At 68.6% G+C, this 12,853-nt stretch carries 13 protein-coding genes; 2 read left to right on the forward strand and 11 right to left on the reverse strand.

The annotated features are described in order from the left end of the window. Positions 1-59: 59 nt before the first annotated feature. Genes gmk through pyrR form a run of 8 tightly spaced genes read right to left on the reverse strand, consistent with a single transcriptional unit; the run spans position 60 to position 9,740 of the window. Entirely contained in the window at positions 60-980 is a 921-nt protein-coding gene (gmk, locus tag E3T42_RS13095; RefSeq protein WP_134403125.1) for a guanylate kinase, read from the reverse strand. After that, positions 973-1,857, reverse strand: a complete 885-nt coding sequence (pyrF, locus tag E3T42_RS13100; RefSeq protein WP_174235667.1) for an orotidine-5'-phosphate decarboxylase — start codon at positions 1,855-1,857, stop codon at positions 973-975. The genes gmk and pyrF overlap by 8 nt, the downstream gene beginning before the upstream one ends. Continuing rightward, positions 1,854-5,141, reverse strand: coding sequence for a carbamoyl-phosphate synthase large subunit (gene carB, locus E3T42_RS13105; RefSeq protein ID WP_134403126.1), 3,288 nt, complete (start codon positions 5,139-5,141; stop codon positions 1,854-1,856). The genes pyrF and carB overlap by 4 nt, the downstream gene beginning before the upstream one ends. After that, complete coding sequence (gene carA / locus E3T42_RS13110) at positions 5,141-6,334, reverse strand: glutamine-hydrolyzing carbamoyl-phosphate synthase small subunit (RefSeq protein WP_134366755.1); 1,194 nt, start codon at positions 6,332-6,334, stop codon at positions 5,141-5,143. The genes carB and carA overlap by 1 nt, the downstream gene beginning before the upstream one ends. Then, positions 6,318-6,875 carry a hypothetical protein gene (locus E3T42_RS13115; RefSeq protein ID WP_134366678.1) on the reverse strand — a complete coding sequence of 186 codons (558 nt, stop codon included), beginning with the start codon at positions 6,873-6,875 and terminating at the stop codon, positions 6,318-6,320. The genes carA and E3T42_RS13115 overlap by 17 nt, the downstream gene beginning before the upstream one ends. After that, entirely contained in the window at positions 6,868-8,217 is a 1,350-nt protein-coding gene (locus tag E3T42_RS13120; RefSeq protein WP_134366679.1) for a dihydroorotase, read from the reverse strand. The genes E3T42_RS13115 and E3T42_RS13120 overlap by 8 nt, the downstream gene beginning before the upstream one ends. Next, positions 8,218-9,168, reverse strand: coding sequence for an aspartate carbamoyltransferase catalytic subunit (locus E3T42_RS13125; protein ID WP_134366680.1), 951 nt, complete (start codon positions 9,166-9,168; stop codon positions 8,218-8,220). After that, positions 9,165-9,740 carry a bifunctional pyr operon transcriptional regulator/uracil phosphoribosyltransferase PyrR gene (pyrR, locus tag E3T42_RS13130; RefSeq protein ID WP_134366681.1) on the reverse strand — a complete coding sequence of 192 codons (576 nt, stop codon included), beginning with the start codon at positions 9,738-9,740 and terminating at the stop codon, positions 9,165-9,167. Before pyrR ends, E3T42_RS13125 begins: the two co-directional genes overlap by 4 nt. 180 nt (positions 9,741-9,920) lie before the next feature. On the opposite strand from pyrR, the gene E3T42_RS13135 reads away from it, so the two are divergent. Further along, positions 9,921-10,658, forward strand: coding sequence for a hypothetical protein (locus E3T42_RS13135; RefSeq protein ID WP_134403127.1), 738 nt, complete (start codon positions 9,921-9,923; stop codon positions 10,656-10,658). Next, entirely contained in the window at positions 10,655-10,831 is a 177-nt protein-coding gene (locus E3T42_RS16800) for a hypothetical protein (RefSeq protein ID WP_166787095.1), read from the forward strand. The genes E3T42_RS13135 and E3T42_RS16800 overlap by 4 nt, the downstream gene beginning before the upstream one ends. Before the next feature lie 19 nt (positions 10,832-10,850). Here E3T42_RS16800 and E3T42_RS13140 read toward each other — a convergent pair whose 3' ends face one another. Genes E3T42_RS13140 through efp form a run of 3 tightly spaced genes read right to left on the reverse strand, consistent with a single transcriptional unit; the run spans position 10,851 to position 12,814 of the window. After that, positions 10,851-11,810, reverse strand: a complete 960-nt coding sequence (locus tag E3T42_RS13140) for a thioredoxin domain-containing protein (protein ID WP_134366683.1) — start codon at positions 11,808-11,810, stop codon at positions 10,851-10,853. A 24-nt stretch (positions 11,811-11,834) separates the two neighbouring features. Beyond that, positions 11,835-12,254 (reverse strand): transcription antitermination factor NusB, encoded by a 420-nt coding sequence (gene nusB, locus E3T42_RS13145; protein ID WP_134366684.1) that lies wholly within the window; start codon positions 12,252-12,254, stop codon positions 11,835-11,837. Beyond that, the gene (efp, locus tag E3T42_RS13150) at positions 12,254-12,814 is read right to left on the reverse strand and encodes an elongation factor P (RefSeq protein WP_134366685.1); all 561 of its coding nucleotides are present in this window, start codon (positions 12,812-12,814) and stop codon (positions 12,254-12,256) included. The genes nusB and efp overlap by 1 nt, the downstream gene beginning before the upstream one ends. Positions 12,815-12,853: the final 39 nt, after the last annotated feature.

Raw genomic sequence — 12,853 nt, forward strand, 5'->3', positions numbered from 1 at the left:
CAGATGATGCAGGTGGTCGCGTGAGTCACGCGGCGCGGAAATTCACGACAAAACGGGCGCTATGGCAGCGGCGGTGCCTTGCGCAGATTCAACAAGTCTACGACCTCGCGGGCGGCCTCGGCCACGTCGTGGTTCACGACCCGGAAATCGAACTCCCCCTGGGCTGCCAATTCGAGCTTGGCGGTCTCCAGTCGGCGGGTCTGTTCGGCGCCACTTTCGGTGTCCCGGCCGATCAGCCGACGCACGAGTTCCTCCCAGGTGGGCGGCAGCAGGAAGACAAGCCGGGCTTCCGGCATGGCCCGGCGAACGGCACGGGCGCCCTGGATGTCGATTTCGAGGAGCACACTGTCGCCGTGGCTGAGGGCTTCGTCGACCGGGCCGCGGGGGGTGCCGTACCGGTAGGCGTTGTGCACGGTCGCCCATTCCAGGAGTTCCCCGGCATCGACCATGCGGTCGAACTCGGCGTCGTCGACGAAGAAGTAGCTCACGCCTTCGGTCTCGCCCGGCCGGGGCGCCCGCGTCGTCGCCGACACCGACAGGTGCACGTCGGGGTAGCGCTGACGGATGTAGGCGGCAACGGTTCCCTTGCCGACCGCGGTCGGTCCGGCGAGAACAACCAGGCGGGCGGCGGATTCTCCGCGCCGGGAGGTGGTGCGGGTGGTGAGGAAGTCCTGCAACCGGGCGAGTTGGTGCTTGCCGAGGCCGCCTAAACGCTTCGATGGCGAGATCTCGAGCTTCTCCATGATGCGGTGCATCTTGGTGACGCCGATGGCCGGGATGCTCACCAGGAATTCCGTCACCCGCAGCCGGCCCTCGATGCCCTCCGGGCTTTCCGTGGCCGCAGCCAGCACTTCGAGTGCCGAACGTTTTCCTTGTGCGATCTGCGTTTTAACGGCGGCGCGCGCTCGGCGGGCCGCCACGGCTGCGCGCGAGGCTGCAACCCGGTCGACGTCAGGTGGGGTAGGGCGTTTCTCAGCCACGGGCCGCTCCAGCTTCAACTACTCGGCGCGCAATCATCTTTTTGATTCGGTCGGGGCCGACCGCTAGAACGCTGCGCGATTCACTCACGATAACGCCTCGAGCGTACCCCCCGTACAAGATCCTCAGTTTAGACACCTCCGCGCCCTGGTGACCGAAGCCCGGGGCGAGTATGGGCGTGAGCCCGGTCGCGGGTGCCGACGACAGATCGAGGCCGAACGTGGCCAGGTCCAGGGTCGCCCCGAGCACAACCCCAAACGAGCCCAGTTCGGTGACACTGCCCGCATTCCGGCCGGAAACGTCATCGAAGACCGCGCGCGCGACGGTGACGCCGGCCTGCGGCCCGTCGGCGACGACGGCGCGCTGGATGGCCGCCGCCTCCGGGTTCGAGGTCGCTGCGAGCAGGAAGAGGCCCTTCCCGGTTTCACCGGCGAGGGTGAAGACCTCCGCGAGCGAGCCGACGCCCATGTAGGCGTTCACGGTGATGGCGTCGACCTCGAGGGCCGAACCGGGGCTGAGCCACGCCTGCCCGTAGGCCTCGACGCTGGTGCCCAGGTCGCCGCGCTTGACGTCGGCGATCACGAGCAGGCCGGCCTCACGGGCGTCCGCCAGGACGCGTTCCAGCGCCACGTAGCCGGCCGAGCCGAACCGCTCGTAGAACGCCACCTGCGGCTTCACCAGGCCCACCTGCCCGGCGGAGGCCGCCACGACCTGCCGTCCGAACGACTCGGCGCCCGCAGCCGTGTCCGGCAGCCCCCAGTCCGTCAGGAGCCAGGCGTGCGGGTCGATCCCGACGCACAGCTGCCCCCAGCGCGAGAAGGCCTGCCCCAGCCGCCCGCCGAAGGTCGACGGGCCGGCCGCGCCGTCTCCCCCGTTCACAGCGCGTTGGTCCGGGTGGTGGTGTACTCCTGCAGCGAGGTCACCTCGAAGCCGCCGCGGATGGCGTCGAGCGAGGCAACGGCTGCGCTCAACTCGGCGATGGTGGTGAACAGCGGGAGGTCCGCGGCGACCGCGGCCGCGCGGATCTCGTAGCCGTCGGCGCGGGCGGTGCGGCCGCCGGGCGTGTTGATGACGATCTGCACCTCTTCGCGGCGGATCAGTTCCACGATCGACACGTCCGCCTCGTCGGCCTTCTCACTGAACTTGGTCACGATGCCGGCACGGATGCCGTTCCGCTGCAGGACCTCCGCGGTCCCTTCCGTCGCCGTGATGGTGTAGCCCAGCTGCTGCAGCCGCAGCATGGGCAGGATGATGGCGCGCTTGTCCCGGTCGGAGACCGAGACGAAGACGGTGCCGGTGAGCGGAATTCCGCCGTAGGCCGCGAGCTGGCTCTTGGCGAAGGCCCGCGGGAAGTCGCGGTCGATGCCCATGACCTCACCGGTCGAGCGCATCTCCGGCCCGAGCACGGAATCCACGACCAGGCCCTCCGGCGTGCGGAACCGGTTGAACGGGAGCACAGCTTCCTTCACGGCGACCGGGGCATCCATCGGCACCCTGGAGCCGTCGATCAGGGGCAGCTTGCCCTCGGCCTTCAGTTCGGCGATGGTCTTGCCGACCATGATCAGCGCGGCGGCCTTGGCCAGGGTGATGCCGAGGGCCTTGGCCACGAACGGCACGGTGCGCGAGGCGCGAGGGTTCGCTTCGAGCACGTAGAGCACGCCGGCGCCGATGGCGAACTGCACGTTCAGCAGGCCGCGCACGCCGATGCCGTGGGCGATGCCGAGCGTCGCCTCGCGCACCCGGTCGATCTCCGCGCGGCCGAGGGTGACCGGCGGCAGGGTGCAGCTCGAGTCGCCGGAGTGGATCCCGGCCTCCTCGATGTGCTCCATCACGCCGCCGATGTAAAGCTCGGTGCCGTCGTAGATGGCGTCAACGTCGATCTCGATCGCGTCGTCGAGGAACCGGTCCACGAGTAACGGATGCGACGGGCCGATGATGCCCTGACCGGCCATCCGGGTGAAGTAGTCGGCCAGTGACGCGGAGTCGTAGACGATCTCCATGCCCCGGCCGCCGAGCACGTAGCTCGGGCGCACGAGCACGGGGTAGCCGATCTCCTCGGCCACCACGACGGCGCCGGCGTAGTCGGTGGCCACGCCGTTGCGGGGCGCGAGCAGGCCCGCCTGGTCGAGGATGCCGGAGAACAGTCCGCGCTCCTCCGCCAGGTCGATCGCCGCCGGGGTGGTGCCGAGGATCGGGATCCCCTCGGCTTCTAGCCCCTTGGCGAGGCCGAGCGCGGTCTGGCCGCCGAGCTGCACGACCACGCCGACGAGTTCGCCGCTCCGGCTTTCGGCGTGGATGACCTCGAGCACGTCTTCCAGGGTGAGCGGCTCGAAGTAGAGCCGGTCGGAGGTGTCGTAGTCGGTCGAGACCGTCTCCGGGTTACAGTTGATCATGATCGTCTCGTAGCCGGCCTCGGAGAGGGCGAAGGAGGCGTGCACGCAGGAGTAGTCGAACTCGACGCCCTGGCCGATCCGGTTCGGGCCGGAGCCGAGGATGACGACCTTCTTGCGGTCGCTGGGCACGACCTCGGTATCCTGGTCGTAACTGGAGTAGTGGTACGGCGTCAGCGCGGGGAACTCGCCTGCGCAGGTGTCGACGGTCTTGAAGACCGGGCGCACCCCGAGGATGTGGCGCACCGTGCGGACATCCGCTTCGCCGAATCCGCGCAGCTCGCCGATCTGGGCGTCGGAGAAGCCGTGGTCCTTGGCCCGGAGGAGGATGTCGGTGTCGAGCCGCTCGGCGGCCGCGATCTCGTCGGCGATCTCGTTGATCAGCACGATCTGGTCGATGAACCAGGGGTCGATCTTGGTGGCCTCGAAGACCTGCTCGATCGTGGCGCCCCGGCGGAGCGCCTGCTGCACGGTCACGATGCGCCCGTCCGTCGGAACCTCCGCGACGGTGAGGAGTTCCTCGACCGTGCGGGTCTCGGCACCCCAGTGGAAGGAGGAGCCGCGCTTCTCCAGCGAGCGGAGCGCCTTCTGCAGCGCGGAGGTGTAGCTGCGGCCGATGGCCATCGCCTCGCCCACGGACTTCATGGTAGTGGTCAGGCGCTGGTCGGCGGCCGGGAACTTCTCGAACGCGAACCGGGGCACCTTGACCACGACGTAGTCCAGGGTGGGCTCGAAGCTGGCCGGGGTGACGCCGGTGATGTCGTTCGGGATCTCGTCCAGCCGGTAGCCGAGGGCGAGCTTGGCCGCGATCTTCGCGATCGGGAAGCCGGTCGCCTTGCTGGCCAGGGCGGACGAGCGGGAGACGCGCGGGTTCATCTCGATCACGATGATGCGGCCGTCGGCCGGGTTGATCGCGAACTGGATGTTGCAGCCGCCGGTGTCCACGCCGACGGCGCGGATGATGTCGATGCTGATGTCGCGCAGCTTCTGGTACTCGCGGTCGGTCAGGGTCAGGGCCGGGGCGACCGTGATCGAGTCGCCGGTGTGCACGCCGACGGGGTCCACGTTCTCGATCGAGCAGACGACGACCGTGTTGTCGGCGGTGTCGCGCATCATTTCCAGCTCGTACTCCTTCCAGCCGAGGATGGACTCCTCGAGCAGGACCTCGCTGGTGGGGCTCTGGTGCAGCCCGTCGCCGACGATGCGGCGCAGTTCGGGCTCGGTGTAGGCGAAGCCGGAACCGAGGCCGCCCATCGTGAAGGAGGGGCGAACGACCAGGGGGTAGCCGAGGTCGCCTGCGAACCCGACGGCCTCGTCGACCGTGTGGGCGATGTAGGAGCGGGCGACGCCGGCGCCCGCGTCAAGCACCAGCTGCTTGAAGATCTGGCGGTCCTCCCCCTTCTGGATGGCCTCGAAGGAGGCGCCGATCAGTTCCACGTCGTACTTGGCCAGGATGCCGCGCTCGTGCAGCTGGATGGCCGCGTTGAGCGCCGTCTGCCCGCCGAGAGTGGGCAGGATCGCATCCGGACGCTCCTTGGCGATGATCGTTTCGAGGATCTCCGGGGTGATCGGCTCGATGTAGGTGGCGTCGGCGAAGTCGGGGTCGGTCATGATCGTGGCCGGGTTCGAGTTGACCAGGATGACCCTGACTCCCTCTGCCCGCAGCACGCGGCACGCCTGGGTGCCCGAGTAGTCGAACTCGCAGGCCTGGCCGATCACGATCGGTCCCGACCCGATGACGAGAACGCTGTTGATGTCGTCGCGCTTGGGCATTACTTGGCGTCTCCTGCTCCGGCGGCCGCACGATGAGCGACCACCACTTCCCTGAACCGATCAAAAAGGTACTCGGCGTCGTGCGGGCCGGCCGCGGACTCCGGGTGGTACTGCACCGAGAAGGCGGGAATATCGAGGCAGCGGATGCCCTCGACCACCTGGTCGTTGAGGCTGTAGTGGCTCACTTCGACCTTGCCGAATCCGGTGCGGGAGTCGTGCACGCCCTCGATCGGCATGTCCACGGCGAAACCGTGGTTCTGGGACGTGATCTCCACCCGGCCGGTGCTCTTGTCGAGGACCGGCTGGTTGATGCCGCGGTGGCCGAAAGGCAGCTTGTAGGTACGGAACCCCAGCGCGCGGCCGAGCAGCTGGTTGCCGAAGCAGATCCCGAAGTAGGGCACGCCGGCGCGCAGGATTTCCTGCAGGAGCGTCACGTGGGCGTCGGAGGCGGCCGGGTCGCCGGGGCCGTTCGAGAAGAAGACGGCCGAGGGGTTCAGCGAGAGCACGTGCTCCGCGGTGACCGACTGGGGCAGCACCAGAACCTCGAAGCCGCGTGCGGCCAGGTGGTTGAGAGTGGACGTCTTGACGCCGAGGTCGAGCACGACGACCGAACCGATGCGTTCCCCCTGCGCGGGGACCGAGAACGGCTCAACGGTGGAGACCTCGTCGGACAGGTTGCGGCCGCGCATGGCGGCGCCGGAGCGCACCAGCTCGAGCTGTTCGCCGTCGGAAATGGCGAAGCGGTCACCGGAGAAGATGCCGCTTCTCATGGCGCCGGCGGACCGGATGTGGCGGGTGATGGCGCGCGTGTCGATGCCGCTGATCCCGACGACTCCCCCGCTCTCGAGGTCATCGTCCAGGCTGCGGGTCGACCGGAAGTTGGAGGCGATCCGGGCCGGCTCGCGCACCACGAAACCGGAGACCCAGATGCGGCGGGATTCCATGTCTTCGTCGTTGGCGCCGGTGTTGCCGATGTGCGGAGCCGTCATCAGCACGATCTGGCCGGCGTAGGACGGGTCGGTGAGGGTCTCCTGGTAGCCGGTCATGCCGGTGGCGAAGACGATCTCGCCGAGGGTCTGGCCCTGGCTGCCGTAGGCCCGGCCTTCGTAGCGGCGGCCGTCTTCGAGCACGAGTACGGCGGCAGTCGGTCGGTCGGGGGTCGCTGCGTTGCTCACGCTACGCCTCGCTTTCATCATGCGTGGCCGGGCGCAGGGCGTCGGCCGCAATGGTTCGGATGGCGTCGTTCAGTTTGACGCGGTCGGATGGGTCAAGGACTCGGAAATAGCTGTCGACGGTCTGGGGCTCGTCCACCCGGGACGCGCCGGTGGTCGGCCCGGCCAGGCGCCAGCCCAGCAGAAGCAGCCCGTCCGGCTCGACCACGCGGTCGATGGCGTAGGTCGCGTCCTCGAGCACCTGGATCGCGGCGCCGGGGATGAAGACGGTCTCCTCGCCGGCGAGGACCAGCATGACGCCGGCCTCGGTCACGGCGAGGCGTGCCCTGGCCCGGAAGCCGAGCCCGCTGATGTTGAGGCGCTCCAGCGGTCGGCCGCGCAGGGTGGTGGCCACGTAGAACACGGCGACGGACGCCAGTTCGGCGCCGGCGTCGACCGGCAGGGGGTAACCGGCCGGCAGTGCCGCGTCGCGCCGGCCGCGGCCGCGCCAGCTGCGGTACATCAGCGCGAGCACGCCGAGCAGCACCGCGACGGTGATGACGGTGGCGATGGTCCTAGCCACGGTCGTTCTCCCCGTGGGCGGCGATCTCCGCGATCGGCCGCAGCATTCCGTCCAGCACTGTGGCGTAGCCCCGGTGGAAGGTGGCGTGCACCCGGCCGGGCAGGGTCATGGTCAGGTAGGGCGAGTTGACGCCCTTGCCGGCCAGGTCCTCGCGGTCGAAGACCCGGCTGGCCGACGGATCGTAGAGGGTGAGCTCGGCGGGAGCGCCCACGACGAGCCCCTGGCCCTGGCCGTTCACGCGGCCGATCCGGGCGGGGGTGGCCGAGAGCACCCGGGCGATGTCGGACCAGTCCAGCTGTCCGCCGGCGACCACGGCCGCGTGCACGACGGACAGGGCGGACTCGAGGCCGACCATGCCGTTCGCCGCGGCATCCCATTCGCAGTCCTTTGACTCCACTGGGTGCGGGGCATGATCGGTGGCCACGATGTCGATCGTGCCGTCGGCGAGGCCGGCGCGCAGTGCCTCCACGTCTTCCCGGCGGCGCAGCGGGGGGTTCACCTTGAACCGGGCGTCGTAACCGACGACCAGGTCTTCGGTCAGCAGCAGGTGGTGGGGCGTGGCCTCGGCCGTCACGTTAATTCCACGGGCCTTGGCCCAGCGGATGACGTCGACCGAGCCGGCCGTCGACACGTGGCACACGTGCAGGCGGGACCCCACGTGCTCGGCCAGCAGCACGTCGCGGGCGATGATCGATTCCTCGGCGACCGCCGGCCAGCCCGTCAGCCCGAGTTCGCCGGAGAGGGCGCCCTCGTTCATCTGAGCTTTCTCGGTCAGTCTCGGTTCCTGGGCGTGCTGGGCGACGACCCCGTCGAACGCCTTGACGTATTCCAGGGCCCTGCGCATCAGCAGCGGGTCCGACACGCAGAAGCCGTCGTCGGAGAAGACCCGTACCCGGGCGCGGCTGGCCGCCATTGCGCCGAGTTCGGCGAGGCGCTCCCCCGCGAGTCCGACGGTGACCGCGCCGATGGGTTGCACGGTGACGTAGCCGGCCCGTTCGCCGAGGGCGAGGACCTGCTCGACGACCCCGGCCGTGTCCTGAACGGGCGAGGTGTTGGCCATGGCGAAGACGCTGGTGAAGCCTCCGATCGCGGCGGCCCGGCTGCCGGTGAGGATGGTCTCGCTCTGCTCGAATCCCGGCTCGCGCAGGTGCGTGTGCAGGTCGACGAGTCCCGGCAGGGCGATCAGGCCGGCGGCGTCGATGACGCTCGCTCCGGCGCTGGAGAGACCGGAGCCGAGTTCGGTGATGCGTCCGTCGGCGAGCACCAGGTCAGTGCCGGTTCCGTCCGGAAGTGTGGCGCCCCTGATCAGGTAGCGCGTGCTGGCAGCGCGTTCGCTGGACATTTATGAATCCTCCCGATCGCCGGACAGCAGCAGGTACAGTGCCGCCATCCGCACTGAAACACCGTTCGCGACCTGTTCGCGCACGGTTGAGCCGGCCGAGTCGGCCGCCGCTGAAGATATTTCCAGGCCGCGATTCATGGGGCCGGGGTGCATCACAATGCTAGTCGGAGCCAGCCGGGCGAAACGCTCATCGTCCAGGCCCCAGCGGCGCGAGTACTCCCGGCTGTTCGGGAAAAACGCGGCGTTCATCCGTTCCAGCTGGATGCGCAGCATCATGACCACGTCCGGGCCGGAGTCGATCGCGGCGTCCAGGTCGAAACCCACCTCGGCCGGCCACCCCGTCAGGTCCATCGGCAGCAGCGTGGGCGGGGCGACGAACGTGACGTGTGCCCCCAACGTGGTGAGCAGCCACACGTTGGAGCGGGCGACCCGGGAGTGCAGAATGTCGCCGACGATGGTGACCGTGACGCCGTCCAGGCCTTTCCCGCGGGCACCGCCCTGGTGCAGGCGACGACGGATGGTGAACGCGTCCAGCAGCGCCTGGGTCGGGTGCTCGTGCATCCCGTCGCCCGCGTTGATGATGCCGGCGTCGATCCAGCCGCTTTCGGCGAGCACGTGCGGGGCGCCGGAGGCCGGGTGGCGGATCACGACGGCATCCGCCCCCATGGCGGCGAGGGTCTGGGCCGTGTCCTTGAGGCTCTCGCCCTTCGACACGCTCGATCCTTTCGCGCTGAAGTTGATCACGTCGGCGCTGAGCCGCTTGGCGGCCGCCTCGAACGAGATCCGGGTACGGGTCGAGTCCTCGAAGAAGAGGTTGACCACGGTTTTGCCGCGCAGGGTCGGAAGCTTCTTGACCTCGCGGTCGGCGACATCCGCCATGTCCTCGGCGATGTCGAGGAGCGTGATCGCGTCGTCCCGGCTCATGTCCTTGGTCGACAGGAGGTGCCTCATGACGCGTCCTCGTTCTCTGCGCCCACGTGCGCTGGGCCGTCTCCGCCGTCGATGCTGACGAATTCGTCGCCGTCGACCTCCAGCAGGTGCAGGTTGATGCGTTCGTCGGTCGAGCTGGGCAGGTTCTTGCCCACGAAGTCCGCACGGATCGGCAGCTCCCGGTGCCCGCGGTCGACCAGAACGGCCAGGCGCACGACGGTGGGGCGGCCGTGGTCGCCGAGGGCGTCGAGGGCGGCACGAATGGTGCGGCCCGAGTACAGCACGTCGTCGACAAGCACGACGGTGGCCCCCTCGATGCTCCCAGGGACGTGGGTGCGTGAGGGGGTTCGGGTGCGGGTGTGAGCGAGGTCGTCGCGGTACATCGTGACGTCGAGGGAGCCGACCCGCACCCCGGTCGCCGCCGGTTCGATCCGCCGGATCGTCTCCGCGATCCGCTGGGCGAGTACCACACCGCGGGTGGGGATCCCCAGGATCACGAGATTGTCAGCGCCGCGATTGGACTCCAGGATCTCGTGGGAGATCCGAGTCAACGCTCGCGTGATGTCAGCCTGGTTCAGCACTGTTCGTGCCATAAACCTGACCTCCTTCCCCGCCTCACCGGACGGCTGTTAAAGGAAATCTTTTCCGATTTCACCCTAACACCTCACGCCGCCTCCCCTGGCCGCGGTCCCCCTAGCAACGGGCGCCGGCCGCGGTTAGGCTACCGGCAACGATGGGCCAGACCCGGGAAAGGCTGCGGAGGGAGACCGACAATGTCGCCGACGGACGAGGCGTCACGACGAGGGGAAGCTCGGGGCCCGTCCCCGTTCGCCTCGGAGGTGGGCGCACCAGCCGGACCGATCAGCCTGTTGCGGCGTCAGGAGATCGAGTCCGTGCAGCGCGAACTCGAGCTCCTGGCTCCCACCGAGGAGGCCCGGCTCGAGAGCGTGCACAAGTACCGGGACGCGGTATTCTCGCAGTATTTCCGGGACCGTCCGGTCTTCACCCTGACCTGGCCGGACAGCCTCTACATTCCGGCGGAGGCTGATTTCAAGAGGTACTGGTTCGTCGCGCCGCCGGGCGACCACCGGTACCGGTACCGGTGGTCGAACACGGAGAAGGGCCAGCCCGCCGGCAGTTCCGCCTCGGAGAAGGACGGCCGCCTGTTCAGCTGGGTCAACGTCTCCGCGCTGAACCCGAGCTACATCGGTTTCGCCGGTACCGGCGTCAGCATCACTCCCCGGGCCAGCCTCTCCACCGTCACCGTGAGCGCCGACATCGATCTCGTCACCGAAACCCGCTGGTGGCACATGCCCGGCACACCGGCCGGGTTCGCTCACTTCGCGTACCGCGGCACGGCCTATCTGGCCGGCTGGGAGATCGACCCGGTCACGGGCCAGTGGGAGCTCCTGGGCCATTCGGTTCACGCAGTCTGTTCAGGTTCAGCGAGAGCGGGCAGGGCGGGTCAATCATCAATTCACAGCGGCAGGCGTTCACCGACCTGTCGGTGACGCTGCAGTTGCAGGGCTCGCACACCTACGCCATCGGCGTCGCGTTCGAGGCCGAGATCGCCTTCGACTGCCGCGATCACACGGGCCACCCCTACAAGAAGCAGCCGGGTGACGACATCCGCCCGTGGGCATCCATCGTCGGAAACGTCGCCAGCATCAGCGTCTCCACCTGACCCGGGTCAGGGCGCCGGGCTAGGAGACGGCGTTGGCGCCGAGGAAGGCGAGGAACTCGGCCGGGTCGGTGACGCTGCCGGAGTAGACGCTGCCGTTGACCAGTGCGGTGGGCGTGCCCTGAATCTGCGTGATGTCGGCATCCGGGATGGTGCCGGTGAGGGCCTGCTCCGTGTTGGCCTGGGACCAGGCCTGGTAGTCACCGGATGCGACGCACTCCGCGATGCTCGAACCGTCGCCGGCGAGGGCCACCAGCTCGTCGTCGCTGAGACCTTCGGTGTTCTCCGCGGGCTGGTTCGCGAACAGGGCGGCGAGGTAGTCGAGAGTGGCGTCGGGGTTCAGCGTGGCCTGGCAGGTCAGCGCGGCGGAGGCGCGGGACGAATACTCCGTGCCGAGGGAGGCGCGGTCGAGGAAGGTCAGCGAGTGCAGGCGCAGCGTGATGCTCCCATCGGCCACCAGGGCGGCGAGCTGGTCGCCGTTGGCCGTCTCGAACTGCTGACAGTACGGGCACATCGGGTCGAAGTAGACGTCGACCACGTCGGGGCCCGTGCCCACGACGAGGTACCCCGCGTCGAAGTTCGCCGCTCCGACCGTGCCGGTGGGGAGGCCGGCCCGGGGCGGGCTCGTTGCCTGCGACGTCGACCCGCCGGTGGATCCGTCGTGGGTTGCGGTTTTGAAGAATGCTCCCAGCGCCGCCGCGAACACGATCAACAGCACGACGCCGATGATCGTGGCGACGATGCCGGCGTAGCCGAGGATCAGGCCGGCGATGGCCAGGCCTCGCCCGCCTTCGCCGCGGCGCTTGATCTGGCCCAGCGCGATGTGCCCGGTGATCACGGCGGCGAGGGAGACGAAGAACGCCGACACCAGGGAGACGATCGCGAGCGTGTTCGTCTTGGGCCGCTGCGGGTACGGCTGTGAGCCGGGGACCGGAATGTAGGGAGCAGGCTCGTTCGACGGTTCGGGCGTGGTGCTGGTCATGCGGTCCCCCTGGCTGGCCGCGGGTTACGCGGTTGGTGCGGTTTGGGCGATGCGCCCGAGTAGTCCGTTGACGAAGCCGGCCGAGTCATCCGTCGACAGGATCTTGGCGGCCTCGACGGCCTCGTCGATGGCGACGGCGTGCGGAACGGCGTCGTTGAAGAGCACCTCCCAGATGCCGATGCGCAGGATCGCGCGGTCGATCACGGGCATGCGCTTGAGCGTCCAGCCCTGCGAGTACGTCTCGATCAGTTCGTCGATCTCGTCGCGGTGGTCCACCACGCCGTCGACGATCTCCCGCGCGTACAGCCAGGACGCCATCCGGGCCGGCTCGTTGGCCGCCCGCTGGGCTTCCAGGGCGAGGGACTCCGGGATGGTGATCTGCCGAACGTCGGCGATGTAGAGAATGTCGATCGCGCGCTTGCGCGCTTTAGTGCGCGCGCTCACTAGTTGACGCGGCCCAGGTAATCGCCGGTGCGGGTGTCTACCTTGACCCGGGTGCCCTGCTCGAGGAACAGCGGAACCTGGATCTGGAAGCCGGTTTCGACCGTGGCGGGCTTGGTGCCGCCGGTGGAGCGGTCACCCTGGAGGCCAGGCTCGGTGTAGGTGATTTCGAGCACGACGGATGCCGGCAGCTCGACGTAGAGCGGGTTGCCGTTGTGCAGGGCAATCGTCACGTTCTGGTTCTCGAGCATGAAGTTGGTGGCGTCGCCCACGACCAGGGCGGGGACGTGCAGCTGGTCGAAGTCGGAGACGTCCATGAAGACGTAGGAGTCGCCGTCCGCGTACAGGTACTGGAAGTCCTGGCGGTCGACGTTCTCGGTTTCGATCTTGGCGCCGGCGTTGAAGGTGCGGTCGACGGTCTTGCCCGTGACGACGTTCTTCAGCTTGGTGCGCACGAAGGCGCCACCCTTGCCGGGCTTGACGTGCTGGAAGTCGGTTACAGCCCAGAGCTGGCCGTCGATGTTGAGTACGACGCCATTTCGGATATCGGCGGTAGATGCCATGAAAAGGTGTTCCATTCAATTAGGAAGGTGCGCGGCCGA

It is taken from the genome of Cryobacterium sp. TMT4-10 (genome assembly GCF_004403275.1).
Taxonomy (GTDB): domain Bacteria; phylum Actinomycetota; class Actinomycetes; order Actinomycetales; family Microbacteriaceae; genus Cryobacterium; species Cryobacterium shii.